Genomic DNA, 26,670 nt, shown 5'->3' with positions numbered 1-26,670 from the left:
AGAACATCACGCCGCCGATCATCACCCGCGGTGAGGGCGCCCGGATCTGGGACACCGCCGGCAAGAGCTACCTCGACGGGCTGTCCGGGTTGTTCGTCGTCCAGGCCGGGCACGGCCGCACCGAGCTCGCCGAGGCCGCCGCCAAGCAGGCCGAACAGCTCGCGTTCTTCCCGCTCTGGTCCTACGCCACCCCACCGGCGATCGAACTCGCCGAACGCCTCGCCGGCTACGCCCCCGGCGATCTGAACCGGGTCTTCTTCACCACCGGCGGCGGCGAGGCCGTCGAAAGCGCCTGGAAACTGGCCAAACAGTACTTCAAGAAGGTCGGCAAACCCGGCAAACACAAGGTCATCTCCCGCTCCATCGCCTACCACGGCACCCCGCAGGGCGCCCTCGCCATCACCGGCATCCCCGCCCTGAAGGCCCCGTTCGAACCGCTCACCCCCGGCGCGTTCCGGGTCCCCAACACCAACATCTACCGCGCCCCCGAACCGCTGGGCTCCGACCCGAAGGCATTCGGGATCTGGGCCGCCGACCGGATCGCCGAGGCCATCGAATTCGAGGGCCCGGACACCGTCGCCGCCGTCTTCCTCGAACCGGTGCAAAACGCCGGCGGCTGCTTCCCACCCCCGCCCGGCTACTTCGAGCGGGTCCGGCAGATCTGCGACGACTACGACGTGCTGCTGGTCTCGGACGAGGTGATCTGCGCGTTCGGCCGGATCGGGTCGATGTTCGCCTGCGACGACTTCGGATACGTGCCCGACATCATCACCTGCGCCAAGGGCCTGACCTCCGGGTACTCGCCGATCGGGGCGATGATCGCCTCGGACCGGCTCTTCGAACCCTTCGCCGACGGCACGTCGATGTTCGCGCACGGCTACACCTTCGGCGGACACCCCGTCTCGGCGGCGGTGGCGTTGGCGAACCTGGACATCTTCGAACGCGAGGGCCTCAACACCCACGTCGCCGAGCAGGCACCGGCGTTCAGGGCCACCCTCGACAAGCTCACCGACCTACCCATGGTCGGGGACGTGCGCGGGGAAGGCTTCTTCTACGGCATCGAGCTGGTCAAGGACAAGACCACCAAGGAGTCGTTCACCGACGACGAGGCCGAACGGATCCTGCACGGGTTCCTCTCCACCGCCCTGTTCGACGCCGGCCTGTACTGCCGCGCCGACGACCGCGGCGACCCGGTCATCCAACTCGCCCCACCCCTGATCTGCGGGCAAGCCGAATTCGACGAAATCGAACACATCCTCCGCAGCGTCCTCACCGAAGCCTGGACCCTGCTGTAACGCAACCGGTCCCACGCCGGAAGGCGGCACCTCGACTACGTCGTCGAGGTGCCGCCTTCGTGTTTTCCGGTGCGCCGAACGCGCACATCGGGAGTGAGACTGCGCAATGCGCAGCCGGATCGGCAGTAACGACGCAAACCAGGCGTTTTCGGGGTTGTGTAGCGGTTTGCGCACTGTTAATGTGGTTTGAAACACGCAAAGCGCTGAATTGACCCCCGCTGGATGCCGAAATGCGCAGCACCGAGTTCTCTCAGCCGCCGGGAGCGGCACAATCGACGAGGAGCACGTCTTGACGATTCAGGACCTTCCCACTGCCAACTGGCCGGGCAGCAAGGCGGCCGCGGTGTCGTTGACGTTCGACGTCGACGCGGAGGCCGGCTGGCTCGGCGAGGGCGACGAGTACGAACGCCGTCTGACCATCCTGTCCGAGGGCCGCTACGGCGTCACGCGCGGAGTGCCGCGCATCCTCGATCTGCTCCGCCGATACGACATCTCGGCGACGTTCTTCGTCCCGGGTCACACCGCGGAGCACCACCCCGCGATGGTGGAGAGCCTGCTCGACGCCGGGCACGAGATCGGTCACCACGGCCACCTGCACCTGCGCAGCGACAAGGTGAGCGAGCAGCAACAGATCGACGAGATCGACAACGGCCTCGAGGCACTCGAGCGGCTCGGCGTCCCGCGGCCGAAGGGATACCGCTCCACGTCCTGGGAACTCACCCCCGAGACATTCGCTCTGCTGGTCGAACGCGGATTCCTTTACGACTCCAGCTGTATGGGCGACGACCGTCCCTACATCGAGTCCTGGGACGGCCGCGAGATCCTCGAACTGCCCGTGCACTGGTCGCTCGACGACTGGCCGCGCTTCGGCTGGAACATCGACGGTGGCGGCAACGTCGCCGACCCGGAAGAGTTGCGCCGCTGTTGGACAGCAGAATTCGAGTCGGCCCGTGCCGAACGCAGGCACACGAGCTTCACCATGCATCCCGAGGTCATCGGACGCCCCTACCGGCTCGCCCAGTTCGAGCAGGTGGTGGCGCACATGGCCGAGTCCGGTGACGTGTGGTTCGCCCGCCTCGACGAGGTCGCCGAGTTGGTGGCGTCGCGGCTGCAGGTGGCGTCGTGACCCGCCGGTTCCGTTCCACACAGGTCCGGCCGCGGGACCGCGGCTACGAGTTCGGCAGTGCCCATGCGGAACAGGTCGGCGCCTCCGTGGCCGCATACCGGCAGTTGTTCGACCGCGCTGCCGGCGCGGCCGTCGACCTGGACCACTGGGGGACCGTCGCCCTCGAGCGGATCACGACTGCCGCGCCTGCGCTCGCCGACGAGATCGCCGGCATCGCCGACGGCGCCGGTCTTCCGGTGACCGCGGTCGCGGCGATCAACGCACGCACCGAGGTGCTGGCCGCAGTCGGCGGAGTCACGCCGAGCGAGTGTTCTACGGTCGTCCGGCTCCGGGACGGGGACGCACCGGTCTCCGTGCAGGCGTGGGACTGGTTCGCCGAGCTCGGCGACCTGTGGTTCGTCTGGGAAATCCCGCACGAGAACGGACATCTGACCACAACCGTCACCGAGTACGGAATCGTCGGCAAGATCGGCGTCAACGACCGCGGCCTCGGCGTGCACTTCAACATCCTCCACCACTCCGAGGACGGGAACGGGATCGGCGTCCCGGTGCACGTGCTGGCCCGCGCCGTGCTCGACGAGTCGCGCGACCTCAACCACGCGCTCGGCCGGCTCGCCCAGGCGAAGGTCTCGGCGTCGACGTCGCTGACACTCGTCGCGAGCTCCGGTGGCGAATCCGCCGCCGTGAGCGTCGAACTCAACCCCGGCGGGATCGGATACGCCCTGCCGGACCGCGACGGCCTGCTCGTCCACACCAACCATTTCCTCAGCAGCCCGGCGAACCTGCACGACACCGAACTCCGGGACGGACCGGACACCGTGATCCGGTTCGACATGCTCCGCCGTCGACTGTCCGGCAGGCCGGACGTCGATGCCCCCGCAGTCCTCGAGGCGATGACGTCGCACCTGCTCGGCGGCGGAGCGACGTGCTGCCACGTCGACCCGGCCCTGCCCACGGCGGCACGCTTCGAAACCCTCGCCACCGTCTCGCTCGACGTCGAGAACGGAACCCTGACGGCCCATTCCGGTGGGCCCTGCACCATTCCTGCCGATTTCGCGGCACCGACCAAGGAGAACACCGTGCTGAAATTGAAGCGCATCGACAACATGGACATCCTCACGCGCGATGTCGACGCACTCGTGGAGTTCTACCACGGGGTCCTCGGGCTGCCCTTCCACCTCCCGTACGAGAAGGACGAGGAGTGGGCGGCGATCGACATGGGTAACGTGACGCTGTACATCTTCAAATCCGAAGTGGGCGAACATGCGCCGCGCCGCACCGCGATCAACTCCGACAACGCACCCGGCTACGACTCGATCGCGTTCGAGGTCGACAGTCTCGACGAGGCCGAGGCCGCGCTGGACGGACGCGTCGAATGGGTCGACGAGCGGATCCAGTGGAAGCACCCCAGCGGCACCTGGTACCAGTACCGTCCGTTCTTCGACCCCGACGGCAACATGCTGTACGTCACCGAGCCGCACATCGTGGGAGCGGGCGTATGAGTCCGGCCGCTATTCCGAGTGTTCGGCTGGATGACCGCGTCGCGCTGATCACCGGCGCGGCACGCGGCATGGGTGCCGCACACGCGCGGACCCTCGCGTCCCGCGGAGCCGACCTGATCGTCGCCGATCTGGACGTCGCGGAACTGTCGGCGGTCGCCAAGGAGATCCGCGACAGCACCGGCCGCCGCGTCGAATGCCTCGAACTGGACGTCACCGCACCGGACGCCGGCGAACGGGTCGTCGCCGTCGCGAACGACAACTGGGGTCGCCTCGACATCCTCGTCCACAACGCCGGCATCATGCACGACTGGAAGACCCTCGACGAGACACCCGTCGAGAACCTCCGGCCCTACCTCGACGTCAATGTCCTCGGGCCGTACGCCATCACCCGCGTCGCCGCGCCGCTCCTCGCGCGCGGTGAGGCACCGCGCGTCATCTTCATCTCCTCGCAGTGGGGGCAGGTCCCCGGCGGGCACTCCTACGGCTACATGGTGTCCAAGACTGCGCAACTCGGGCTGATGAAGGCGCTGTCCTCAGAACTCGTCTCGCAGAAGATCCTTGTCAACGCCGTCGCACCGGGCGCGATCCACACCCGCATGGTCCCCGACGACGTCTATGCCGAAGAACTCGCAGCCGTCCCCCTCGGCCGTCTCGGCGACGCCAACGAAATCGCCGCGGCCGTTGCCTTCCTCGCCTCCGACGAAGCCGCATTCATCACCGGTCAGACCCTCGCGGTCAACGGTGGAGCGCTCGTCGTCGGCGCCTGACCTCCCCGAAAGGACCCTCGTGACAACCGCGATCCCCACTCCCACCAAACGTGAACTGGCCGAAGCATCGATGCGCCGCTCCTGGTTCCCGGTCGCGCGCCTCTGCGACCTCGACAAGCCCCAGACGGCCACGCTTCTCGGCGTCAGCCTGGTGATCTACCGAGACGGCGAGGGGCGGATCTCGGTGCAGTCGCGGCGCTGCCCGCACCGCGGCGGCGACCTGTCGATGGGCGAAGTGCACCGGAGTTCGATCGGCTGCCCGTACCACGGCTGGGAGTTCTCCAGCACTGACGGCAGCTGCAGCCGCATCCCGTCCCTGGCCGATCAGGGCAAGGTCCCGCCGCGCGCGTCGATCGCCACCTACCCAGCGGTCGAGCGGTTCGGACACGTCTGGACGGTGCTCGAGGACCCGATCCGCGACATGTACGAGATCGACGAGTGGCAGGGCCTCGACCTCGAATGGCTTGCCGCCGAACCCATCGACTCGTCGGTCGGAGTCGGCGTGACGATCGAAAACTTCCGCGACGTCGCACACTTCCCCTTCGTCCACAAGGTGTCGATGGGCCCGACCCCGGAGGTCGTCGAACCGCTGAACGTCAACCGGGACGGACTCGACGTCTGGATGGACCGCCCGCTCGACGCCGGCTCCGGCGACTGGGCCAACGACGGCGACTGCATGATGCGGTACCGCTGCTCCGCACCGGGTCTCGCGTCCATCACCTACCACTACGAGAAGCTGGGGCGCCGCGTCGTCGCCGGGTTCCCGTCACCCATCGACTACGAACACGTCAAGATCTTCTGGGGCGTCGCCAACGAGGTCGGCTACCGCGGCGCAGACCTCGAGGAATGCCTGCGCGTCGAGGAGATGGTGTACCTCGAGGACATCCCGATCGTCGAATTCATCGAACCCCGCGAGATCCCATGGGATTCCGAGTACCAGGAATTCTCCGTACCCGCCGACCTGTTCACCCTCAACTACCGGCGCTCGTTCACCGAGCTGATGAACCGCGTCAAGGACGGCAGTCATGTCAACGAGGTCGTGTGATACGCAGACTCTTTCGCTCCGCGTCGTCGTCGCCCGCTGGGAGGCCGAGTCGGTCACCTCGTACGAGTTCGCCCGCGCGGACGGCGGTGAGCTACCGGCCTGGGAGCCCGGTGCTCACGTCGACGTGCACTTGCCGTCGGGGACGGTCCGGCAGTACTCGCTGTGCGGTGACCCGGCCGACTCGACCCGCTACCGCATCGCGGTCCTCGAACTACCCGCAGGCCGGGGCGGTTCGGTGGAGGTCCACCGAGAGTTGCGTCCGGGCCGGCTGATCGAGGTCGGCCGTCCCCGCTCCAATTTCGCATTGACGGAGGCGGACCGGTACGTGTTCGTCGCCGGCGGAATCGGCGTCACCCCGATGCTGCCGATGATCCGGGAAGTGCAGCGCCGCGGCGAAACCTGGGAACTGGTGTACGGCGCGCGCACTGCCGAGCACTTCGCATTCGTGAACGAGCTCGACGCGTCCGCGGTGCAGCTGGTGCCGCAGGACACGAGCGGTCACCTCGACCTGGAGGCCATCGTGGCGTCCTCCGCGGGGGCGGCGGTCTACTGCTGCGGGCCCACTCCGCTCATGGACGCGTTGGTGGAAAGGATGTCGAAGGCGGGCCGCGCCGACGACCTCTACCTCGAGCGGTTCGCCGCGTCGGCACCCACGGTCGCGTCCAGCTGTGAGTTCGAGGTCGAACTGGCTCGCAGCGAGAAGGTCGTCCCGGTGCGTCCCGACCAGACAGTGCTCGAGGCCGTCCGCGACGCCGGCATCGACCATCCGTCGTCGTGCGAGATGGGAATCTGCGGGTCCTGTGAGGTGAAGGTCCTCGGCGGCGACGTCGACCACCGCGACGACCTCCTCACCGAAACAGAACGTGCGCAGTGCAACAGCATGATGATCTGCGTGTCCCGCGCGAGGGGCGACCGCCTGGTCCTGGACCTGTGAGTACTTATTAACGTCGGGCGGTTAATAAGTACTCACGGGCGCGAAGCGCACGACGACGCCGGGGCGCAGGAGGGCGGGGGGAGTGCGTTCGGCATCCCAGATCGGTTCGTCGGTGGTGCCGATGAGTTGCCAGCCGCCGGGCGAGCTGCGGGGATAGATTCCCGTGAACTCCCCGCCCAGAGCCACGGTCCCGGCGGGGACGGAGGTCCGAGGCGTCGAGCGGCGCGGCACGTGCAGCTCGGGTGCGCCGCCGGTGAGGTAACCGAAACCCGGGGCGAAGCCGCAGAACGCCACCGTCCACGGTGTTCCGGTGTGTGCGGCGACGACGCCGTCGACACCGAGACCGGTCAGCTCGGCCACGTCCTCGAGGTCGGGACCGTCGTAGCGCACCGCTATCCGGATCTCGTCCGGGGGATCCTCGGCGACCGTCGCGTCCGGTTCCGTGGTCCGCACCCACTTGGCGACGCGGTCGCGGCTGGTCGCGCCGTGGTCGAACCGCACCAGGATGGTGCGCGCCGCCGGGATCACCTCCACGACCCCGGGTGGCCGGGAGTCGTCCAGCGCACGAAAATGCGCGAGCACGGTGCCGAGGTCCTCGAATTCGGCGAGGACCGCGCTTTCTCCGACGTCGAGGATGCGCATCACACGAACGGCTCCACCGTGATGCCCTCGGTGTCGAGCAACGACCGGATGGCGGTGGCCATCTCGACGGCTGCGGGCGTATCGCCGTGGACGCAGACGGATTCAGCGGTGACCGTGAGTACCGTGCCGTCGACCGCTTCGAGGGTGTGATCGACGACGAGTCTGCGGACCCGTTCGGCCACCACCGCGGGATCGTGCAGGACGGCCCCGTCCGTCGTGCGTGGCACCAGCGTTCCCTCCGGTGTGTACGCGCGGTCCGCGAACGCCTCGGTGACCGTCCTCAGTCCGGCCTTCTCGGCCTCCTCGAGGAACACGGAACCGGGCAGACCGAGGACGGGCAGCGTCGGGTCGTATGAGTGGACCGCCGCGACCACCGCGCGGGCTTGCTCGCGGTGGTGGACGATCGCGTTGTACAGCGCGCCGTGCGGTTTCACGTACGCCACCGCGGAGCCGGAAACCTGGGCGAGACCGTCGAGGGCGCCGATCTGATAGACGACGTCGGCCGTCAGGTCACGCGGCGCGATGTCGATGAACCGGCGCCCGAACCCGGCGAGGTCGTGGTAGCCGACCTGCGCGCCGATCCGGACCGTCAGCTCGGACGCCGCCGAACAGGTGGCCGACAGGGTAGTGGGATCGCCCGCATGAAAACCGCAGGCCACATTGGCGCTGGTCACGAGCTTCAGCATCGCCAGGTCGTCGCCGAGGGTCCAGGCGCCGTAGCTCTCGCCGAGGTCGCTGTTCAGATCGATTGCCGGCACATATTCGATACTAGGGTTCCGAGTGCCGTCTTGTAGATTCTCTCGCGGGGGCGGGCGGAACCGGTGAGGGTCCTGCTGCGTCAGAACAATTGACCGTGCGTGGTGGACTGCGCGCCATCGGAGGGGGAAACGTGACCGACCCGGCATACATCAAGGATCCCGAGAACTTTCACTCGGATCAGTGGGATCATGCGAGGATCGCGAGCGCCGTCGCCGGCATGAATGTCGAGAACGTCAGCGGCATCGCACGAGCCTGGGCCGAACTGGGGACGACGGCCCACGACGCGATCGTCGAGTTCAGCGACGCGATCAAGAAGACGATCAGCGGGAGCTGGCACGGTGCTGCCGCGTCGGCGGCCTACGGCGAGACCGAACGGTACTCGACCTCCGCGCCGCAGGCGCAGGAACAACTTCACGGCGTGGCGGACGCGCTGACGCCGCTGGCGGAGACGGTCGCGTCGCTTCGGTCGCAGGTTCCCGAAACCATCGGCACCGGACTGTGGGACAAGTTGACGCCCTGGGACACGGACACCGAAGACGAGTACTACCGGCGCGAGGGCGAAGCGCGCGAGAAGATGGCCACGATCTACAACCCCGGACTCGCGACGTCGGACGGCAACGTCCCGTCGTTCACGAAACCGGAGAGCATCGTCGACGTTCCCTCGGGTCCGGCCGGGCCCGGTGGCGACTACCCGAGCGGCGCCCCGAGTTCGAGCGACCGGCTCGGCGGACCGAGCGCCGGGCAGCCCTCTCTTGGCGACGCGCCCGTGAGCGACCCTTCCGTCGAGCCCGGAGTGGACGGCGCGCCCGCTGCGGACGGCACGCAGCAGAATGCGGCCACCGCGCCGTCGGCTGCCACCACACCGGCGACGACGGCTCCGGCCTCGGCGACGGGGGATCACGCGCAGAGCCGGACGGGCATGCCTTCCACCGCCGATTCGTCCTCGGCTGCCGGCTCGCGATCCGCAGGTGTGGGTGGGGCTTCCGCTGGCGGCGGACTGGGAGTCGGCGGACTCGGCGGTGGCGTCGGTGCCGGGAATCAGCCGGGGGCCGTGGCCCGGCCCGGCACCGCACCCGGGGTTCCGGGGGCCAACGCCGGAGGTCGCGCGGGTGCCGGGATGCGGGGCACCGGCCCGATGGGCGGGGGAATGATGGGCGGCGGAGGACCTGCCAAGGGCGGCGGCGAGGGCAAGGAACACAAGACGCCCGACTACCTGATCACCCTCGACAACGGCAACGAATTGATCGGCAAGCTGCCCCTCGTCTCGCCACCGGTGATCGGCGCATGAACATGCGCAACTGGCGGCTGCGTCCCGAACTGTTCGACGCCCTGTGGGCCGGCGCAGGGCAGGACCGCATCCCGTACCCGTTCCGGATCGTGAGCGCGCACCCCGGGCTCAATGCGTATGTCGCCGAGCAGAACCGGATACGCGAAGCGTTCGCGGGAGCCGAGCACGACGATGTGAGGTCGGCGTTGGGTGTGCTCGCCGACCCCGACGTGTATGTCGAGATCTCCGGTTCGGCCGCCGACGAGATCCCGATCCGCATCATCGGTGCGCAACAGCGGCAATGGGTGGTGATCGCGTCGCAACTCCCCGGCCGGGCACCGCAGATCGGTGGCGACGTGGTCATCGGCGCCGGTGCGGCCGGGCGGCTGGGCGCCCAACTGATCGGGCTGATCCCGCAGAACGCCGCCGGCCGCCGCCGGTTCCAGCGGCGCGACGAACAGGACACCCACTTCTCTCGGGGAATCCTGCAGGAGGTCAATCGGGCGGCCCCCGCCCCGCGACTCGAATCTGCCGTACAGAAGGGATACGCGGGACGCGGGAAGATCCGCGTCTTCCGCGGTTCCCGCTACGGCACCGGCAGGGACGTCGGCGTCATGCACTGGATCGACATCGCCGGCGACGGACGCTACGCGATCGGACCACACGACCCATCCGCTGCGCACCCGGCAGGCCCCGAACAGCTCGTATCCTCGCTCGACACCCTGATCAGGGTCGGTACCACTCCTCGAGCGGGGTCGGTCGGTGCCCGCGGTTGGTAGATTGCCACGCGCCCGCGATTGCACAGATGGGGACACAGCACGACACACGGAGGGGACACCGACATGGCGGGGCCAGAAGCACCGGAAGCCGGATGGAAGGCTTTCACCGAGAACGTCACCGGGGGAGGCAGGCTAGAACTCGACCCCGCAGGCATAGAGCAGTGCATCAAGCTGTGCCAGGAGCATGCGGAATTGATGGGCGACTTGGCTGACAACGCTCGTCAGAAACTTCGCGCCGCTGATCTGGGAATTGGAGAGCAGGACATCGCCTCGGCGAAGCAGCTGGCACGCAAATTCGACGAGAAGGCCATCGGAGGCGGCGACATCGAGTTCGCGAATTCGGCGGTGGGTCTATTCGGTGCGCATCAAACGTATGCGAAGGACATGAAGTCGATGTTCGAGGCGGTCCTCGCGCGATACAACGAGCAGGATGCGGCCATCGCGTCGAGTCTGGGGTCGGTCGGAGGGAACTTGTGAAGCGTCGGTCCGGCGGAATCGCCTTCGTAACCGGCCTAATGGGTATTGCCGCAATTGCAGGCTGTTCAACTCCGGTGGATGGCGCAGCTGCGCAGCAGCCGGCGAAGGCGATCGGGTTCCACCCCTGTGACGGTCTTCCCCAGGAGGCGCTCCAAGCGGCGCAGATCGACGTGCGCGCAGGATCGCGGCTTTCGGATGAGCCGGCGAATCGTTCATGCTCATTTCGATCGCGCAATCCTGACTACGGCGTTGTCATTTCCGCGCTTGCTGAAACCGTCAGCAGCGTCGAGTCGAGCGACCGCTTCGACGTCCTGAGTGAGACCGAGATCGGCGGGCGGCGTGCTCTGGTGTCGGATTTCCGCGGCGGTAGTGCGTGCACGGTGTCGGTGGCGATCGAGCCGGGGATTCTGGAGTTCATGATCGGGTACAGCGAGTTGGAGGATTTCACGACCGTCGACGCGGCGTGCGATCAGGCGACGAAGGTGGCTACGACGTTGGCGCCGTATTTCCCCGACCACCTGTAGGGCGGCTCAGTGCGTGTGTGCGTGGGTGGGGGTGATGCGTCCCGCGTTCTTGCGTCGTGAGGATCCGCTGAGCCGGCACACGAGGTAGATGACGAACGAGATCGTGGTGACGAAGCTCGATACGGGCACTCCGGGTGCGAGGGACAGCAGGATGCCGCCGACGGCGGCGAGTTCGGCGAACACGATCGACAGGATCGTCGCCTTGAGTGGGCTGGCGGTGACGTAGGCGGCGGCCGCGGCGGGGGTGATGAGCAGTGCCATCACCAGCAGTGCCCCGACGATCTGGACGCCGAGCGCGGCCGTGATGCCGACGAGGACGGCGAACACGATCGACAGCGCACGGACGGGGACGCCGCGGGCTTCGGCGACGTCGGGGTCGGTGCTCGCGAAGAGGAGGGGGCGGTAGATGAGGCCGAGGACCCCGATGACCAGCACGGCGCAGAGCAGCAGCAGTTGGAGGCCGCTGTCTCCGGGCGCCACGATCTGGCCGATCAGCAGCGAGAAACTGGTGCCGGTGCGCCCTTGGTACGACCAGATGAACAGCACCGACAGACCGAGCCCGAACGCCATGATCACGCCGATGACCGAGTCACGGTCGCGGGCCTTCGCGCCGAGCAACCCGAACAGGACCGCCGCGACCACCGACCCGGCGATGGCGCCGGCCCCGACGCTGACTCCGATGAGCAGGGCCGCCGACGCACCGGTCAGCGACAGCTCGCTCGTGCCGTGCACGGCGAACGACATCTGCCTGCTCACGATCAGCGGGCCGATGGCTCCTGCCAGCAGGCCGAGGATGGCGCCGGCGATCAATGCCTGCTGGACGAAGTCGTACTGCAGGAGGTCGACGGTGGCCGAGACGTCGAACATGTGCGACATCGCGTCGGTGAACTTGTTGCTCATGCGTGTCCCTCGTCCGTGTGGTGCACACCCTCACCGGGGCGGAGGCCGCCCGCGCTGCCGAGCGCGTCGATGGCGTCGCCGGTGCCGATGACGACGAGGCGGCCGCGTACGTGCAGCACCTCGACGTCGGTGCGGTACAGCTCGGACAGCACCTCCGACGTCATGACCTCTTCGGGTTTGCCGATGCGGAACTGTCCGTCGACGAGGTAGAGCACGCGGTCGACGAGGGGGAGGATCGGGTTGATCTCGTGGGTGACGAACAGCACCGCGGTGTCGTGGGTGCGGCGCCGCCGGTCGATGAGTCCCGACACGAGATTCTGGTTGGCCAGGTCGAGGCTGAGCAGCGGTTCGTCGCACAGCAGGATCTGGGGGTTGCCGACGAGGGCCTGCGCGATACGCAGTCGTTGCTGCTCACCGCCGGACATGGAACCGATCGGGGCGTCCGCGTAGTTCTGGGCGCCGACTTCGCTGATGGCCGCGTCGACGATCGCCCGGCGCCGCCCTCGCCGGAGGATGCCGGTTCCCCACTGGTGGCCGTCGACGCCGAGGCCGACGAGGTCGCGGCCCCGCAGCGGCAGCCCGTCGTCGAGCGACTTCTGCTGGGGGATGTACCCGACGTGCGAATTGCCCTTCCGCGCCGGGGATCCGGCGATGCGCGCGGTACCGGAGCTGAGGGCGAGCTGGCCGAGCAGCACCTTCAGCAGCGACGTCTTGCCCGACCCGTTGGGTCCGAGGACGGCGACGAATTCGCCGGGTTCCACGGTGAGGTCGAGGTCCTGCCAGAGTGTGCGTTCGCCGAAGGACAGTCGCGCCCCCGTCAATTCCAGTGCGGGGACGCGACCGTTGCCGGCGTTCTTCGAAGTGGGTTCTGTCACAAGCCGATCAGTTCTATTGCAGAGCCGCAGCAAGCGACTCGGCGGTGTTGGTCTGCCACTGAATGTAGTCCAGGCCTTCGGGCAGGGTTTCGGTCACCTCGACGACGGGGATGCCCGCAGACTCGGCCGTGGCCCGCACGTCCTGGGTGACCCGGTCCTGCGTCTGCACGTTGTAGACGAGGGCCTGCACCTGCTTGTCGGTGAGCAGCTGTCGTGTCGCGGCGATGGCGGCGGGTGCGGGGTCGTTGCCGTTCTCGATGGCGCTCGTGAAGTCGGGCGGGGTGACGTCCTTCAGGCCCGCGGACTGCAGCAGGTAGTAGGCGATCGGTTCGGTCTGGGCGACGGGTGCGTCCTTGTGCGCTGCCGCGATGCCGTCGGTGATCGCGGAGATCTGCTCGAGCTGACCGTGGAAGGTGGCGGCGTTGGCCTTGTAGGCGTCGGCGTTGTCGGGGTCGAGTTGGCCGAGCTTGTCCGCGATGGACTGTGCGGTGGCGTCGACGGTGTCGACGTCGAACCAGACGTGCTCGTTCACGTCGCCGTGGTCGTGGCCCTCGTGCGAGTCGCCGCCCTCGGAATGTTCGTCCTCGCCTGCGTGCGCGCCGCCCTCGAGGAGGTCGAACGCGTTGACGGTGAGCTGGTCGCTGTTGCCGGTGCCGATGATGTCGTCGACGAAGTGGTCGTACCCGCCGCCGTTGTAGACGATCAGGGAGGCGTCGGTGAGCTTGGCGGCGTCGGTGGGGCTCGCCTCGAACGAGTGCGGGTCGGACGACGGTTCGGTGATGATCGAGGTGACGTCCACCTTGTCGCCGGCGACGGCCTGCGCGACGCTGCCCCACACGTTCGTCGACGCGACGACGGTCAGCGTGCCGTCACCGGTCGTGTCGGAGCCGCACGCGGTGAGGGTGAGGGCGGCGGCGAACGACAGCCCGACGGCCGCCGTGGCGGCACGAAAACCTGAGGAAGCGCGCACAGAAAACTCCTGACCGAAGACGAACGCTAAACGCTATTGGAAACCGTTACCGTTGCACTTTAGCGGATAGGTCCTGGTAGTGCACTTTCGGTGCAGCCCCGACGCGCCCGAACGCGGGCCAGGTACTAACGTCCCCCTATGCCCAGGTCTCGACAGCCTCGTCGCCAAGCCACGCTGGCGTCGCTCGCGGCCGAGCTCAACATTTCGCGAACGACGGTGTCCAACGCCTACAACCGGCCGGATCAACTCTCTGCGGAACTCCGCGACCGGGTGCTGCAGGCGGCCAAGCGCCGCGGCTACCCCGGCCCCGACCCGGTGGCCCGATCCCTGCGCACCCGCAAGGCCGGTGCCGTCGGACTGCTGCTCACCGAGGCCCTCAGCTACTCCTTCCGCGACCCCGCCGCGATGAGCTTTCTGTCCGGACTGGCCGAGTCGTGCGAGGCCGCCGGGCAGGGTCTGCTGCTGATTCCGGCGGGCCCGGGTCGCGAGGAGGCGGACGCCGCCGCGGTCGTGCAGCAGGCGGGCGTCGACGGGTTCGTCGTGTACTCGGTGGCGGACGACGACCCCTACCTCGCGGCGGTGTGCGAGCGTCACCTGCCGATGGTCGTGTGCGATCAGCCGCGGGAAATCCCGGGGGCCTCCCTCGTCGGCATCGACGACCGCGGCGCGATGCGGGGCCTCGCCGACTATCTGATCGGGCTCGGCCACCGCGACATCGGCGTGCTGAGCATGAGGCTGGGGCGTGACCGCTCGGACGGGGTCGCCGACGCCGAGCGTCTGCGCTCACCGAACTTCCACGTCCAGCGCGAACGCATCGAGGGAGTGCGCGACGCCATGTCCGACGCCGGCCTGGACCCTCGGACGCTGACCGTCGTCGAGCGGTTCGAGCACACCGGGAAATCGGGGCACGCCGCTGCCGCGCAGGCACTGGGCGTGAATCCGCGGATCACCGCGCTCGTGTGCACCACCGACGTCCTCGCGCTCGGCGCGCTGGACTGGGCGCGCTGGCAGGGCATCGACGTGCCCGGCCGGCTGTCGATCACCGGATTCGACGGAGTCGACGACGCACTGCGTGAGGGCCTGACCACCGTGCGGCAACCCCAGGAGGAGAAGGGTCGCCGGGCAGGTGCCCTGCTCATGTCCCCGTCGCACTCCGGTGTCGCGACCGTCGAGATGCTCGAGACCGAACTGCTGCGGGGTTCGACGGCCGGGCCCGCCAAGCGCTGACCCGGCCATCCCATACGCGCTAGGCCAGGAGCTGAGCGCAGCGCAGCAGTCCCAGATGGCTGTACGCCTGGGGGTGGTTGCCCAGCGACCGCTCGGCGACGGGGTCGTACTCCTCGCTGAGCAGTCCGGTCGGTCCGGCGGCGTCGACGAGTTGCGCGAACAACGCCTCCGCTTGCGACCGCTGACCGATCAGCAGGTACGCCTCGACCAGCCACGCAGCGCAGAGGTGGAACCCGCCCTCGGTTCCGGGCAGCCCGTCGTCGTGGTGGTACCGGTACACGGTCGAGCCGCTGCGCAGTTCCGCCTCGGTGGCCGTGACGGTGGCGGCGAACTTCTCGTCCGACGGGTCGATCAGCCCGGACAGTCCGATGTACAGGGTGGCGGCGTCGAGGTCGGTGCCGTCGTAGGCGGCGGTGTACGAGCGGACCTCGTCCTTCCAGCCCTTCTCGCGCACCTCCTCGGCGATCTTGTCGCGCAACGACGTCCAGCCGGGCTCGACGTCGCGGCCGAAGTGCTCGGCCAGCGCCACCGCACGGTCGACGGTGACCCAGCCCATCACCTTGGAGTACACGTGGTGACGCGGGTTGTCGCGGATCTCCCAGATGCCGTGGTCGGGTTCGAACCAGCGGCGTTCGACGGCCTCGACCATGGCGCAGACCAGTTCCCAGTCGCGGTCGTTGAGCGCCACCTCGACGCCCTGCTTCTCGCGGGCGTGGGACAGGTCGTGGATGAGTTCGACGATGGGTCCGAACACGTCGAGTTGCACCTGCTGGTTGGCCGCGTTGCCGATGCGGACCGGCCGCGAGCCCGCGTAGCCGGGCAGCGAGTCGATGACGGCCTCGGGCGGCAGACCGCCACCGTGCAGCGTGTAGAGGGGGTGCAGGCGTTCGGGGCCGGGCAGCGTCTCGAGGACGTCGTGCACCCAGTCGAGGTAGCCCTCGGCCTCGCTCAGCGAGCCGAGGCTGACGAGCGCGGACGCGGTGAGCGCCGCGTCGCGCAGCCAGCAGTAGCGGTAGTCCCAGTTGCGGACGCCGCCGATCTCCTCGGGCAGCGAGGTGGTGGCGGCCGCCATGATCGCTCCGGAGTCGACGTGCACCAGACCGCGGAGGGTGAGGGCGGAGCGCTTCATCAGGTCAGGTTTGAGCGTGGGCAGGGTGAGGCTCTTCGCCCAGTCCGACCAATACGATTCGGCCAGCGCGCGACGCTCCTCCTCGGGAGTCTCCGACGGTCCGAGTTCTTCGGTGCCGCACCGCAATTCCAGGACGACGTCGCCGCCGGACGGGTCGACGACGGCATGCGCGGTCTGCTGGTTGCCGTCGGACGTGACGTTCCACTGCACGCCGGGGGAGCGCAGCACGATCGGCTCGTTGGTGCCGTGCACCCGCAGTCCCTCGGAGACCGCCTCCAGGATGACCTGGCCCTGCCCGAACTCGGGCCGCGGTGCGAACGTCACGACGGCGGCGGCCTGCCCGCTGATCACCCGGGTCAGGTCGGTGCGGCCCTGGCGGACGTCGTGCGGCAGGTAGTCGGTGACGGAGAGGCTGGCCCACCGTGTCTGCACGGTCATGGTGCTGTCGATGTACCGCTGGCTCAGCGGCAGCGCGCTCCGGTGCGGGCCGACGCTGAAGTGGCCGGCCTCCGGACCGCCGAGCAGATGCGCGAACACGGACGCCGAGTCGGGTTCGGGATGACACAGCCACGTGAGGGTCGCGTCGGGGGTGACGAGGGCGACGGTCCGCGGGCTGGCGAGCATGGTGAGGCGCTCGATCGGCGGGGCGTGTGCCCCGGACAGCCAGGTGCGACGCTCCTCGAGCAGGAACGCGAGGGCCGCGGCCACGTCTTCGGTGGTCGACACCCGGAACTCGGCGAGGCTCTCGCCGGGGCCCACCTTCACGCCGAGGTCGGGGCCCTGGAGGCGCGCGAATGCCTTCTCGTCGGTGACGTCGTCGCCGACGAAGACGGCTGCCGTCGCACCGTCCTGGTGGCGGATCAGGTCGAGTGCGTGGCCCTTGTCGGTGGCGACGACGGCCAGTTCGATGACGGACTTGCCCTCGGTGACCTGCACGCCCACGCGCTGTCCGGCATCGGCGCGCACAGCGGCCAGGGCCAGGGCGCCTTCCTCGGCGTCGGCGTTGCGGACGTGGAGGGCGACGCTCGCCGGTTTCGCCTCCACCGACGTACCGGCGTGCAGCGTGGCGATCCGGGTGAGTTCCTCGGTGATCTCACCGAGAAGTTTCTTGGCGTCGGCGTCGATCGCATGGATGAATCCGATGTCGAATTCCGAGCCGTGGCTGCCGACCAGTTGAACCTCGGCGGGCAGCCGCGACAGCGCGGCGAGGTCTTTGAGTGCGCGGCCCGAGATCACGGCCGCCGTCGTTCCGGCGAGGCTGGCCAGGGCGCGGAGAGCGCGCACCGATTCGGCGTGGGGGAACGCCTTCTCGGGGTCGGAGACGATGGGGGCCATCGTGCCGTCGTAATCGGAAGCGACGAGCAGGCGAGGGGTCCGCGCAACCCTCGAGAGGGCACGACGAAGTTCGATGGGCAGATCATGGGCGCTCACATGTTCAAATCTAGGGGATGGGACGGCTGTGAGCGCGTTGTCGGCCGGGGCTGTGCCCCGATCGCGTCCTACTCGGGTCTGCGGCTTCCGTCACCGAGCAGCAGTTCGACGGTGAGTTCGAGCCGATTCGCGACATCGGTCGCGGACGAGCGGCGGGTGAGCCAGGCCACCAGGTTCGACAGCCACACGTCGGAGATGACGCGGGCGACGGCCAACTGGTCTTCGGTGGGCTCGGTGTCCGTCATCGCGCGGGCGAACAGGCGGTCCATCAGCTTGCCCACCTGATCGACCTCGGCGGCGGCAGACGCGTCGGCGAACATGAAGGCGCGGGTCATGGCCTCGGTCAGCAGTGGGTCGCGCTGCATGGCCCGGGTGATCTGGCTGAGGATCAGCTGCATCCGCTCGAGCGGGTTCCGGCCCGGCGGGTTCTTTCCCCGCGAGTCGATCCGCTCGAACTCGCGGGCGAGCGCCGACACCAGCAGGTGCACCTTGGACGGGAAGTAGCGGTACAGCGTCCCCACGGCGACGTCGGCGCGTTCGGCGACGGCCCGCATCTGCACGGCTTCGTATCCGCCCTTGGAGGCCAGGGCCAGGGTCGCGTCGAGGATCCGCTTGCGCCGTTCCTTCTGCGCGTTGGAACTGAGATCGTCCTCGCCCAGCGTCGCCGCAGCGACCGTCGTGGACCGTGATCGAGAGCTGGTCGTCATTACCTGTTTTCCTTCGCGCCTTGACTCATGGCCAGGTGTCATATTAGAACACGTTCTAGACGAATGTGTCATTCAGGAGAGGCGGATACCCGTTGTGACAATCGCCACCACCGAAGAACAGAAGGCTGCAGCGGGTTCGATCCAGGCTTGGGCGCGGTCCACGGACCCGCTGGTCACAGTACGGCAAGGACCAGCAGATTCGTGGCGTGAGTCGTGGCCGTCCTTCGCCTCGCTCGGAATTTTCTCGGTCGCCGTGCCCGACGAGGTCGGTGGGTCGGGAGCGGAGATCGTCGATCTCGCCGCGATGCTCGAACAGGCCGCGACCGAACTCGTCCCGGGTCCTGTTCTCTCGACCGCTCTCGCCGCTCTGATCGTCGGCCGAAGCTCCGGCGCCGCCGCGAAACGGTGGTCCGAGGAACTCGCGGACGGCGCGATGCCGTGCGCGGTGGCTCTCGGCAGCAACTCCCCGGTGAACGCGACCCTCGGGGCCGACGGCGGGCTGACGGTCACCGGCGACGCGGGCTTCGCGATCGGTGGTGACGCGGGGGTGTCCGTGCTGCTGCCCGCCGACGCGGGCGACGGCGTCGTGTGGTGTCTGATCGACGGCGAAGCCGACGGCCTGGACATCACGGTCGCCGACACGATCGACAAGAGCCGCCCTCTCGCGCGGGTGCGCTGCGAGGGTGTGGCGGTGGCGGCCGACCGCGTGGTCACCGGCGTGCGGGACGGGCTCGTGCCCGACCTCGCGGCGACTCTCGCCGCCGCGGAGGCATCCGGGATCGCGGCCTGGTGTCTGCGAACGGCGGTGGAGTACGCCAAGATTCGCGAGCAGTTCGGCAAACCGATCGGATCGTTCCAGGCGATCAAGCATCTGTGCGCGGAGATGCTGTGCCGCGTCGAACAAGCCGGTGCGGCGGCGTGGGATGCGGCCGTGGCGGCGGAGGACGCGTGGGACGCGGACGGCGGGGAGCTGCCGATCGCGGCCGCGGTCGCGGCGTCGCTCACGCTCGACGCCGCCGTCGAGACCGCCAAGGACTGCATCCAGGTGCTCGGCGGGATCGGCTTCACCTGGGAACACGACGCGCACTTCTACCTCCGCCGGGCGACGTCGCTGCGGCAGCTGCTCGGCGGCTCCACCCGCTGGCGGGCGCGGGTCACCGAACTGACGCGGACCGGTGCTCGCAGGCACCTGTCGATCGACCTGACCGGGCTCGACGACGAACGGGCGCAGATTCGCGCCGAAATCGCCGAGCTTGTGGCGCGGCCGGAGTCGGAGCGACGCGTGGCCCTCGCGGAATCGGGCTACCTGGCCCCGCACTGGCCCGCACCCTACGGGCGGGGTGCGCGCGCCGCCGAACAGATCCTGATCGAGGAGGAGCTGGCGGCCGCCGGGATCGGCAGGCCCGACCTCGTGATCGGCTGGTGGGCCGTGCCCACGATCCTCGAGCACGGCAGCGCCGAGCAGATCGAGCGCTTCGCCACCCCGACGTTGCGCGGCGAGATCATCTGGTGCCAGCTGTTCAGCGAACCCGGCGCCGGCTCCGACCTGGCGGCGCTGCGGACGTCCGCGGAGAAGGTGGACGGCGGGTGGCGGCTGAACGGTCAGAAGGTCTGGACGTCGAGGGCGCAGGAAGCGGACTGGGCAATCTGCCTGGCCCGCACCGACCGGGACGCGCCCAAACACAAGGGCATCAGCTACTTCCTCGTCGACATGACGAGCCCCGGCATCACCATCTCGCCGCTGCGCGAGATCACCGGCGACGCCCTGTTCAACGAGGTGTATCTCGAGGACGTGTTCGTACCGGACGAGCTGGTGGTCGGGAATCTCGGCGACGGCTGGAAGCTGGCCCGAACCACGTTGGCGAACGAGCGGGTCGCGATGGGCGGAGGCTCCTCGCTCGGTGCGGCGATGGAGGAACTGCTCGCGCTCGCGGGGGACGGCGACCCCGTGACCGACGACAGGCTCGGGCATCTCATCGGCAATGCGCTCGTCGGCTCGCAGCTCGAACTGCGCACCACCCTCCGGCAGCTGGACGGTCAGGACCCCGGACCGGAATCGAGTGTCCGCAAGCTGGTCGGTGTCCGCCAGCGGCAGGCGGTCGCGGAATTCGCGATGGAACTCGGTGGCGTGGACGGATGGGTGGAGGGTCCGCTGGCGCGGGAGTTCCTCAATACACGCTGCCTGTCGATTGCGGGCGGAACGACGCAGATCCTGCTGACGGTCGCGGCCGAGCGGATTCTCGGGCTGCCGCGGGGCTGAGCCGCGTCGCGATGGTCTTTCGCGAGGTCCGGGATGGTGATACAACTAGAACACGTTCTAAATTGAAAGTGGGATTGTCAGCGTGGACTTCACTCGAGACGAAACCCAGGAGGCCGTGGCCCAGGTCGCGGCCGGACTGCTGGCCCGCGACCTCGACGACGACGCCCTCTGGGCCGCGTTCGCCGACGCCGACCTGCTGACCCTCGCACTGCCGGAACGCCTCGGCGGTGAAGGGCTCTCGGTCACCGACGTCGGTGCGCTGCTGACCGAGGTCGGGCGGAAGGCGGCGCGGGTCCCGGCCCTCGCAACGCTCGGATTCGGTGTGCTGCCCATCGTCGCGCTGGGCGACGACGCCCAACAGGACGCACTGCTCACCGGTCTCGCCGACGGGCGCACGTTCACCGCGGCGCTCGCCGAACCCGGGGCGCAGTTCCCGGCACGGCCCTCGGTGACCGCGGTCGCGGACGGGGACGGCTACTCCGTTACCGGGCGCGTGCTCGCGGTTCCGTTCGCCGAGCGGGCACATCGGATTCTCGTGCCCACGGACACCGGGGTGGTGCTGGTGGATCCGGGCGCGGACGGCGTCACGCTCACGCCGACACCCTCGGCGTCGGGGAGCCCCGAATTCGCGATCACGTTCGACGGCGCGCGGGGTGAACTGCTCGCCGCCGGCGACGACGCGGTGCAGACGCTGTACCGCATCGCCCTGGCGTCGATCGGGGCGGTCGCGGACGGACTGCTGTCGGGCGCAACGGTTCTGGCAGGGGAGCACCTCGCGACGCGCCACCAGTTCGGTAAGCCGCTCGCCACGTTCCAGGCCGTGTCGCAGCAGATCGCCGACGTCTACGTCACGTCCCGCACCCTCCACGTGTCGGCGCTCGCGGCGTCGTGGCGGGTGTCCGAAGGCCTGGACGCCCAGGACGATCTGGACGTGATGGCGTATTGGATCGCCGCCGAAGTGCCTGCCGCCATGCAGGTTCTGCACCATTTGCACGGCGGGATCGGCGTCGACGTCACGTACCCGCTGCACCGTTATTACTCGACCGCCAAAGACCTGGCCCGCCTCGTGGGCGGCGCCTCGTACCGACTCGACCTCGTGGGGGCCCGGTGTTCATCGATCTGACCGACGAGCAGCGTGAGCTGCAAGCGGAACTCCGGCGCTATTTCTCCGGGCTGATTTCGCCTGCCGAGGCCGAGGTGATGCGCACAGAGCGCCACGGCAGCACCTACCGCGAGGTCATCCGCCGGATGGGCAAGGACGGCTGGCTCGGAGTGGGCTGGCCGGTGGAGTTCGGGGGCCGCGGCTTCGGCGAGATCGAGCAGCAGATCTTCGTCAACGAGGCGACCCGCGCCGACGTTCCGCTGCCCGCGGTCACGTTGCAGACGGTGGGTCCGACGCTGCAGAAGTACGGGACCGAGGAGCAGAAGCGCAAATTCCTTCCCGCGATCCTGGCCGGCGAGGTGCACTTCGCGATCGGCTACACCGAACCGGAAGCGGGCACCGACCTCGCGGCGCTGCGGACCACGGCCGTGCGCGTGGGTGACGAGTACGTCGTCAACGGGCAGAAGATCTTCACCACCGGCGGTCACGACGCCGACTACCTGTGGCTCGCCGTCCGGACGGGCTCGGCGGATTCGCGTCACCGCGGAATCTCCATCCTGATCATGGACACCAAGGACCCGGGCTACAGCTGGACGCCGATCATCACGTGCGACGGTGCGCATCACGTGAACGCCACCTACTACTCCGACGTCCGGGTTCCCGCGGACATGCTGGTCGGTGAGGAGAATCAGGGCTGGCGACTGATCACCACCCAGCTCAACCACGAACGCGTCATGCTCGGACCGGCCGGCCGGGTCGGCGGCCTCTACGACCGCATCCGCAACTGGGCCGTCGCGCACGACCTGCTCGACGAGCCGGACGTGCGGCGCGCGCTCGGCGAGATCCACGCGACGTTCCGCCTCAACGAACTACTCAACTGGCAGGTGGCGTCGAGTGAGGCGGACGCCGTCGACATCGCCGACGCGTCCGCGACGAAAGTGTTCGCCACCGAACGTATTCAGCGCATCGGCAGGCTCGTCGAAGAGATCGTCGGGCGCTACGGCGACCCGTCCGAGCCGGAGACCGCCGACCTCATGAGGTGGCTCGACATGCAGGTGAAGCGCAACCTCGTCATCACGTTCGGTGGCGGTGTCAACGAGGTGATGCGTGAGCTGATCGCGACAGCCGGTCTGAAACTTCCCCGAGTCCCGCGATAGGAGCGCCGCGCGAAATGAGTTCCGAACAGATTCTCGCTGCCGCGGACGAGGTCCGGTCGGCGGGCCCGAGCGCCCCTCGCCCCGGGCGTGACCCGATCAATCTGCCGATGATCCGCAACTGGGTGGAGGCGATCGGCGACCGGAATCCGATCTACGTCGACGAGGCGGCGGCGCGGGCAGCGGGACACGACGCCATCGTGGCCCCGCCCGCGATGGCGCAGGTGTGGACGATGCAGGGGCTGAACGCGGTTCGGCAACCCGACGACCCGCTCGGCCGCATGACGACCATCCTCGACGAGGCCGGGTTCACGTCCGTCGTCGCCACCAACTGCGATCAGATCTACCACCGCTACCTGAAGGTCGGTGAGGAGGTCACCATCACCACGACCCTCGAGGATGTCGTGGGTCCGAAGAAGACGGGCCTCGGTGAGGGGTGGTTCTTCACCACCCGCAGCCTGTGGCGGGTCGCCGACGACGACGGCACCGGCGAGGTCGTCGCCGAGATGCTGTTCCGCATCCTGAAGTTCGCGCCCAAATCCGCTGAACCGGCGTCACAGTCGGCGAACGGTCAGGGGGCGTCTTTCGACGATCTGGACCCCACCAAGCTGATGCAGCCCAGCGCCTCACAGGACACCCAGTTCTTCTGGGACGGGGTGGCCGCGCACGAGTTGCGGATCCAGCAGCGTGAGGACGGATCGCTGCAGCACCCACCGGTGCCCGCGCTGTGGAAGGACAAGGCGGAGACGACGGACTACGTCGTCGCGTCGGGTCGCGGCACCGTGTTCAGTTACGTGGTCCACCACGCGCCGAAGGTGCCGGGACGCTCGCTGCCGTTCGTGGTGGCGCTGGTCGAACTGGAGGAAGGCGTCCGCATGCTCGGTGAGCTGCGCGGCGTCGACCCCGCCGAGGTGACGGTCGGGATGCCGGTGGAGGCGATCTACCTCGACTTCCCGGGTGACGACGAGACGGGCGGCACGCCGTGGACCCTGTACGCGTGGCAGCGCGGAGCGAAGGAGCAGTCATGACGTCCACACTCGATGTCGCGGTGGGAACGACGCTTCCGGAATTGACCGTCACCGGCGACCCGACGTTCGTCGTCTCGGCCGCATTGGCGACACGCGACTTCCAGGACGTCCACCACGACCGCGACCTGGCGCAGCAACGCGGGTCGAAGGACATCTTCGTCAACATCCTCACCGACACGGGTCTGGTGCAGCGGTTCGTCACCGACTGGGCGGGGCCGAACGCGGTGATCAAGTCGATCGCGTTGCGCCTCGGCGTTCCGTGGTACGCGTACGACACCCTCACGCTGAGCGGCACGGTGGCGGCGGTGGACGACGGCGTCGTCACGCTGGACGTCGTCGGGAAGAACGGTCTCGGCGACCACATCACGTCGAAGGTGACCCTCGTCCTGGACGGACGCACGAACGGAGCGGGTGCATGAGCGGGCTGTCGGGCAAGGCTGCCATCGCCGGTATCGGCGCAACCGACTTCTCGAAGAACTCGGGCCGCAGCGAATTGCGGCTGGCGGCAGAGGCGGTCACGGCGGCGCTCGACGATGCCGGGCTGACCCCCGCGGACGTCGACGGCCTGACGTCCTTCACGATGGACACCAACACCGAAGCTGCCGTGGCCCGTTCGGTCGGCATTCCGGATCTGAAGTTCTTCAGCCGCATCCACTACGGCGGCGGTGCGGCGTGCGCGACCGTGCAGCAGGCGGCGATGGCCGTGGCCACCGGTGTCGCCGACGTGGTGGTGGCGTACCGGGCGTTCAACGAGCGGTCGGGGATGCGGTTCGGGCAGGTGAACTCCGGTCTGGTGCAGCAGGTGAACTCGTCGGGTACCGACAACGCGTTCTCCTACCCGCACGGCCTGTCGACGCCTGCGGCGTTCGTCGCGATGGTCGCCCAGCGGTACATGCACGAATACGGCGCCACGAGTGAGGATTTCGGACGGGTCGCGGTCACCGACCGCAAGCACGCCGCCACCAATCCGAACGCCTTCTTCTACGGCAAGCCGATCACCCTCGAGGACCACCAGAACTCCCGATTCATCGCCGAGCCCCTGCACCTGCTCGACTGCTGCCAGGAGTCCGACGGCGGCATCGCGATCGTGGTCACGTCACCGGAGCGGGCGAAGGATCTGAAGCAGAAGCCGGCCGTGATCGCCGCGGCGGCTCAGGGGAGCGGCAGCGACCAGTACATCATGACCAGCTACTACCGCCCGGAGCTCGCGGGACTGCCCGAGATGGAGCTGGTCGGCAGGCAGCTGTGGGATCAGGCCGGGCTCGGACCGCGGGACATGGATCTGGCCGTCCTCTACGACCACTTCACCCCATACGTATTGATGCAGCTCGAAGAACTCGGCTTCTGCGGCCGCGGCGAGGCCAAGGACTTCATCGCCGACGGTGCCATCGACCTCGACGGCAGTCTGCCGCTCAACACCCACGGAGGTCAGCTCGGCGAGGCCTACATCCACGGGATGAACGGCATCGCCGAGGGTGTGCGTCAGATCCGCGGCACGTCCGTGAATCAGGTCTCCGGCGTGCAGAACGTCCTCGTCACCGCCGGGACCGGTGTGCCTACGTCAGGGTTGGTGCTGACGGCCTGAGTCCGGCCCGAGTCTGTCTGCGCGCAATGTGTTTCGCGACATACCCGGCATCCCTGCCCACCCCGCCGGTGAGCATCGAGGCGAACGCCTGCAGGAACGGCAGCCCCACGAAATACAGTCCCGGATGGTCCGGCGACACTCCGCGGGACTGCTCGGGCCACCCGTCCGATCCGGTGACGGGGATCTGGATCCACGACGTGTCCTTGCGGAACCCGGTGCACCAGATGACGTTGCGGACGTCGAGTGCGGTGCCGTCGTCGAGGACCGGTCTGCCGTCGTGGACACCGGTGACCTTCGCGGGGAAGTGCTCCACCCCGGCGGCGGCCAGGTCGGCCCGTTTGACCCGCAGGAGTGGTCCGCCACCCGAACGGACGTGGGTGCGCATCTTCCGGCCGACGGGTGTGCGTTCCGTCAGAACGTGATTGGCCATGAACCACATGATCGGGATCGCGATGTGGGCGAGGCGCCCCTCGAGGTCGAACGGCACCTCCCCGCGGACGGGCCCGCAGATCGTGGTGCGATGCGAACGGGAGACTTCCAGTGCGATGTCCGCGCCGGAGTGGCTGCACCCGACCACCAGCACCGGCCCGTCCTGCAGTTGGGAGGGATTGCGGTAGTCGCTCGAATGCAGTTGCCGGATCCGGGGGTCGAGGCGCTCGGCGAGGTCCGGGATGACCGGGGACTGCCACGTTCCGGAGGCGACGACGACGTTGTCGGCCTCGAATCGGTCCGTCCCGGCCGTGACGACGTAACGGTCGCCGGCACGGGACAGGTCGTCGACGGTGGTGCCGGTCCGGATCGGCAGTGCGAATCGCTGTGCGTAGGCCTCGAAGTAGTCGGCGACCTCGTCCTTCCCGGGCCAGGACCAAGCCGGGGCGGGAATTCCCCAGCCTGGCAGGCCGTCGTACCGGGCGGGACTGTAGAGCCGGAGCGAGTCGAATCGCTCCCGCCACACGTCCCCGACGCGGTCGTGGGCGTCGAGGATCACGAATCGCTGCCCGCATCGTGTGAGGTGGTATCCGGTGGCGAGGCCGGCCTGTCCGGCGCCGATCACGATCGTGTCGAAGCGTTCTGTGGACATCGTCTGTCTTCTTCCCTCGGGTGATCGGTGGTCGTGCTCAACGCTATGACCGGGCCGATCTCGGCGCGTCGGGAGAATGGCGCAGATACGTACGACCGTATGGG

25 protein-coding genes are annotated in these 26,670 nt (G+C 68.5%); 17 read left to right on the top strand and 8 right to left on the bottom strand.

What is annotated here, in order from left to right; translation table 11 throughout:
* The 6 genes from ACNJ7E_RS04245 to ACNJ7E_RS04220 form a co-directional block, all read left to right on the top strand.
* Window positions 1-1,295 (top strand): aspartate aminotransferase family protein (locus ACNJ7E_RS04245; RefSeq protein ID WP_418339218.1); only part of this gene is annotated, 1,295 nt, incomplete at its 5' end.
* Window positions 1,296-1,584: 289 nt separating this feature from the next.
* Window positions 1,585-2,421: a polysaccharide deacetylase family protein gene (locus ACNJ7E_RS04240; RefSeq protein ID WP_418339217.1), complete on the top strand. Its 837-nt coding sequence runs from the start codon at window positions 1,585-1,587 to the stop codon at window positions 2,419-2,421.
* Window positions 2,418-3,923 (top strand): C45 family autoproteolytic acyltransferase/hydrolase, encoded by a 1,506-nt coding sequence (locus ACNJ7E_RS04235; RefSeq protein WP_418339216.1) that lies wholly within the window; start codon window positions 2,418-2,420, stop codon window positions 3,921-3,923. Before ACNJ7E_RS04240 ends, ACNJ7E_RS04235 begins: the two co-directional genes overlap by 4 nt.
* Window positions 3,920-4,690 (top strand): SDR family NAD(P)-dependent oxidoreductase, encoded by a 771-nt coding sequence (locus ACNJ7E_RS04230; protein ID WP_418339215.1) that lies wholly within the window; start codon window positions 3,920-3,922, stop codon window positions 4,688-4,690. The genes ACNJ7E_RS04235 and ACNJ7E_RS04230 overlap by 4 nt, the downstream gene beginning before the upstream one ends.
* A gap of 19 nt (window positions 4,691-4,709) precedes the next feature.
* Window positions 4,710-5,735: a Rieske 2Fe-2S domain-containing protein gene (locus tag ACNJ7E_RS04225; RefSeq protein WP_418339214.1), complete on the top strand. Its 1,026-nt coding sequence runs from the start codon at window positions 4,710-4,712 to the stop codon at window positions 5,733-5,735.
* Window positions 5,716-6,669 carry a PDR/VanB family oxidoreductase gene (locus ACNJ7E_RS04220; RefSeq protein ID WP_418339213.1) on the top strand — a complete coding sequence of 318 codons (954 nt, stop codon included), beginning with the start codon at window positions 5,716-5,718 and terminating at the stop codon, window positions 6,667-6,669. The genes ACNJ7E_RS04225 and ACNJ7E_RS04220 overlap by 20 nt, the downstream gene beginning before the upstream one ends.
* A gap of 21 nt (window positions 6,670-6,690) precedes the next feature.
* On the opposite strand, the gene ACNJ7E_RS04215 is transcribed toward ACNJ7E_RS04220, so the two are convergent.
* On the bottom strand, window positions 6,691-7,311 hold the full coding sequence (locus ACNJ7E_RS04215; protein WP_418339212.1) for a 5-oxoprolinase subunit B family protein: 621 nt from the start codon (window positions 7,309-7,311) through the stop codon (window positions 6,691-6,693).
* Window positions 7,311-8,069 carry a LamB/YcsF family protein gene (locus ACNJ7E_RS04210; RefSeq protein ID WP_418339211.1) on the bottom strand — a complete coding sequence of 253 codons (759 nt, stop codon included), beginning with the start codon at window positions 8,067-8,069 and terminating at the stop codon, window positions 7,311-7,313. The genes ACNJ7E_RS04215 and ACNJ7E_RS04210 overlap by 1 nt, the downstream gene beginning before the upstream one ends.
* A 131-nt stretch (window positions 8,070-8,200) precedes the next feature.
* Here ACNJ7E_RS04210 and ACNJ7E_RS04205 point away from each other — a divergent pair, with 131 nt between their 5' ends.
* The 4 genes from ACNJ7E_RS04205 (at window position 8,201) to ACNJ7E_RS04190 (ending at window position 11,117) form a co-directional block, all read left to right on the top strand.
* Window positions 8,201-9,358 carry a hypothetical protein gene (locus ACNJ7E_RS04205; protein WP_418339210.1) on the top strand — a complete coding sequence of 386 codons (1,158 nt, stop codon included), beginning with the start codon at window positions 8,201-8,203 and terminating at the stop codon, window positions 9,356-9,358.
* The gene (locus tag ACNJ7E_RS04200; protein WP_418339209.1) at window positions 9,355-10,116 is read left to right on the top strand and encodes an ESX secretion-associated protein EspG; all 762 of its coding nucleotides are present in this window, start codon (window positions 9,355-9,357) and stop codon (window positions 10,114-10,116) included. Before ACNJ7E_RS04205 ends, ACNJ7E_RS04200 begins: the two co-directional genes overlap by 4 nt.
* A 63-nt stretch (window positions 10,117-10,179) precedes the next feature.
* Window positions 10,180-10,593 carry a hypothetical protein gene (locus ACNJ7E_RS04195; protein WP_283334929.1) on the top strand — a complete coding sequence of 138 codons (414 nt, stop codon included), beginning with the start codon at window positions 10,180-10,182 and terminating at the stop codon, window positions 10,591-10,593.
* Window positions 10,590-11,117, top strand: a complete 528-nt coding sequence (locus ACNJ7E_RS04190) for a DUF3558 domain-containing protein (protein WP_418339208.1) — start codon at window positions 10,590-10,592, stop codon at window positions 11,115-11,117. Before ACNJ7E_RS04195 ends, ACNJ7E_RS04190 begins: the two co-directional genes overlap by 4 nt.
* A gap of 6 nt (window positions 11,118-11,123) precedes the next feature.
* Here ACNJ7E_RS04190 and ACNJ7E_RS04185 read toward each other — a convergent pair whose 3' ends face one another.
* From ACNJ7E_RS04185 to ACNJ7E_RS04175, 3 genes are read right to left on the bottom strand one after another with little or no spacing between them, the layout of a single operon-like run.
* Entirely contained in the window at window positions 11,124-12,017 is an 894-nt protein-coding gene (locus ACNJ7E_RS04185) for a metal ABC transporter permease (RefSeq protein ID WP_005566094.1), read from the bottom strand.
* On the bottom strand, window positions 12,014-12,892 hold the full coding sequence (locus ACNJ7E_RS04180; RefSeq protein WP_061043582.1) for a metal ABC transporter ATP-binding protein: 879 nt from the start codon (window positions 12,890-12,892) through the stop codon (window positions 12,014-12,016). The genes ACNJ7E_RS04185 and ACNJ7E_RS04180 overlap by 4 nt, the downstream gene beginning before the upstream one ends.
* Window positions 12,893-12,905: 13 nt before the next feature.
* Entirely contained in the window at window positions 12,906-13,862 is a 957-nt protein-coding gene (locus ACNJ7E_RS04175; protein WP_418339207.1) for a metal ABC transporter solute-binding protein, Zn/Mn family, read from the bottom strand.
* A gap of 138 nt (window positions 13,863-14,000) precedes the next feature.
* On the opposite strand from ACNJ7E_RS04175, the gene ACNJ7E_RS04170 reads away from it, so the two are divergent.
* On the top strand, window positions 14,001-15,089 hold the full coding sequence (locus tag ACNJ7E_RS04170) for a LacI family DNA-binding transcriptional regulator (protein ID WP_061043583.1): 1,089 nt from the start codon (window positions 14,001-14,003) through the stop codon (window positions 15,087-15,089).
* A 19-nt stretch (window positions 15,090-15,108) separates the two neighbouring features.
* Here ACNJ7E_RS04170 and otsB read toward each other — a convergent pair whose 3' ends face one another.
* Together otsB and kstR are read right to left on the bottom strand one after the other, a co-directional pair.
* Window positions 15,109-17,649 carry a trehalose-phosphatase gene (gene otsB, locus ACNJ7E_RS04165; RefSeq protein ID WP_418339206.1) on the bottom strand — a complete coding sequence of 847 codons (2,541 nt, stop codon included), beginning with the start codon at window positions 17,647-17,649 and terminating at the stop codon, window positions 15,109-15,111.
* 68 nt (window positions 17,650-17,717) lie between these two features.
* On the bottom strand, window positions 17,718-18,356 hold the full coding sequence (kstR, locus tag ACNJ7E_RS04160; protein ID WP_005566090.1) for a cholesterol catabolism transcriptional regulator KstR: 639 nt from the start codon (window positions 18,354-18,356) through the stop codon (window positions 17,718-17,720).
* Window positions 18,357-18,450: 94 nt separating this feature from the next.
* On the opposite strand from kstR, the gene ACNJ7E_RS04155 reads away from it, so the two are divergent.
* The 6 genes from ACNJ7E_RS04155 (at window position 18,451) to ACNJ7E_RS04130 (ending at window position 25,485) form a co-directional block, all read left to right on the top strand.
* On the top strand, window positions 18,451-20,616 hold the full coding sequence (locus tag ACNJ7E_RS04155) for an acyl-CoA dehydrogenase family protein (protein WP_418339205.1): 2,166 nt from the start codon (window positions 18,451-18,453) through the stop codon (window positions 20,614-20,616).
* Window positions 20,617-20,698: 82 nt separating this feature from the next.
* The gene (locus ACNJ7E_RS04150; protein WP_280779067.1) at window positions 20,699-21,739 is read left to right on the top strand and encodes an acyl-CoA dehydrogenase family protein; all 1,041 of its coding nucleotides are present in this window, start codon (window positions 20,699-20,701) and stop codon (window positions 21,737-21,739) included.
* Window positions 21,724-22,875 (top strand): acyl-CoA dehydrogenase family protein, encoded by a 1,152-nt coding sequence (locus tag ACNJ7E_RS04145; RefSeq protein ID WP_280779066.1) that lies wholly within the window; start codon window positions 21,724-21,726, stop codon window positions 22,873-22,875. The genes ACNJ7E_RS04150 and ACNJ7E_RS04145 overlap by 16 nt, the downstream gene beginning before the upstream one ends.
* A gap of 14 nt (window positions 22,876-22,889) precedes the next feature.
* Window positions 22,890-23,900: a bifunctional MaoC family dehydratase N-terminal/OB-fold nucleic acid binding domain-containing protein gene (locus ACNJ7E_RS04140; RefSeq protein WP_418339204.1), complete on the top strand. Its 1,011-nt coding sequence runs from the start codon at window positions 22,890-22,892 to the stop codon at window positions 23,898-23,900.
* Window positions 23,897-24,319: a MaoC family dehydratase gene (locus tag ACNJ7E_RS04135; protein WP_005566081.1), complete on the top strand. Its 423-nt coding sequence runs from the start codon at window positions 23,897-23,899 to the stop codon at window positions 24,317-24,319. The genes ACNJ7E_RS04140 and ACNJ7E_RS04135 overlap by 4 nt, the downstream gene beginning before the upstream one ends.
* Window positions 24,316-25,485, top strand: a complete 1,170-nt coding sequence (locus ACNJ7E_RS04130; protein ID WP_418339203.1) for a lipid-transfer protein — start codon at window positions 24,316-24,318, stop codon at window positions 25,483-25,485. Before ACNJ7E_RS04135 ends, ACNJ7E_RS04130 begins: the two co-directional genes overlap by 4 nt.
* Here ACNJ7E_RS04130 and ACNJ7E_RS04125 read toward each other — a convergent pair.
* On the bottom strand, window positions 25,457-26,566 hold the full coding sequence (locus tag ACNJ7E_RS04125; RefSeq protein WP_280779062.1) for a flavin-containing monooxygenase: 1,110 nt from the start codon (window positions 26,564-26,566) through the stop codon (window positions 25,457-25,459). The genes ACNJ7E_RS04130 and ACNJ7E_RS04125 overlap by 29 nt on opposite strands.
* Window positions 26,567-26,670 lie beyond the last annotated feature (104 nt).

It is taken from the genome of Rhodococcus mengyinensis, assembly GCF_048381435.1.
In the GTDB taxonomy this organism is placed as follows: domain Bacteria; phylum Actinomycetota; class Actinomycetes; order Mycobacteriales; family Mycobacteriaceae; genus Rhodococcus_F; species Rhodococcus_F opacus_D.
The sequence above is the reverse complement of the archived record's forward strand: the minus strand, read 5'-3'. Positions and strand labels throughout refer to the sequence as shown.

Excerpts from the sequence above, each read along its gene's own strand:
- ACNJ7E_RS04130 (WP_418339203.1), top strand. The coding sequence starts at position 24,316 with ATGAGCGGGCTGTCGGGCAAGGCTGCCATCGCCGGTATCGGCGCAACC.
- kstR (WP_005566090.1), bottom strand. The coding sequence starts at position 18,356 with ATGACGACCAGCTCTCGATCACGGTCCACGACGGTCGCTGCGGCGACG.
- ACNJ7E_RS04125 (WP_280779062.1), bottom strand. The coding sequence starts at position 26,566 with ATGTCCACAGAACGCTTCGACACGATCGTGATCGGCGCCGGACAGGCC.
- ACNJ7E_RS04135 (WP_005566081.1), top strand. The coding sequence starts at position 23,897 with ATGACGTCCACACTCGATGTCGCGGTGGGAACGACGCTTCCGGAATTG.
- ACNJ7E_RS04195 (WP_283334929.1), top strand. The coding sequence starts at position 10,180 with ATGGCGGGGCCAGAAGCACCGGAAGCCGGATGGAAGGCTTTCACCGAG.
- ACNJ7E_RS04200 (WP_418339209.1), top strand. The coding sequence starts at position 9,355 with ATGAACATGCGCAACTGGCGGCTGCGTCCCGAACTGTTCGACGCCCTG.
- ACNJ7E_RS04215 (WP_418339212.1), bottom strand. The coding sequence starts at position 7,311 with ATGCGCATCCTCGACGTCGGAGAAAGCGCGGTCCTCGCCGAATTCGAG.
- ACNJ7E_RS04140 (WP_418339204.1), top strand. The coding sequence starts at position 22,890 with ATGAGTTCCGAACAGATTCTCGCTGCCGCGGACGAGGTCCGGTCGGCG.
- ACNJ7E_RS04220 (WP_418339213.1), top strand. The coding sequence starts at position 5,716 with ATGTCAACGAGGTCGTGTGATACGCAGACTCTTTCGCTCCGCGTCGTC.
- ACNJ7E_RS04170 (WP_061043583.1), top strand. The coding sequence starts at position 14,001 with ATGCCCAGGTCTCGACAGCCTCGTCGCCAAGCCACGCTGGCGTCGCTC.
- ACNJ7E_RS04230 (WP_418339215.1), top strand. The coding sequence starts at position 3,920 with ATGAGTCCGGCCGCTATTCCGAGTGTTCGGCTGGATGACCGCGTCGCG.
- ACNJ7E_RS04185 (WP_005566094.1), bottom strand. The coding sequence starts at position 12,017 with ATGAGCAACAAGTTCACCGACGCGATGTCGCACATGTTCGACGTCTCG.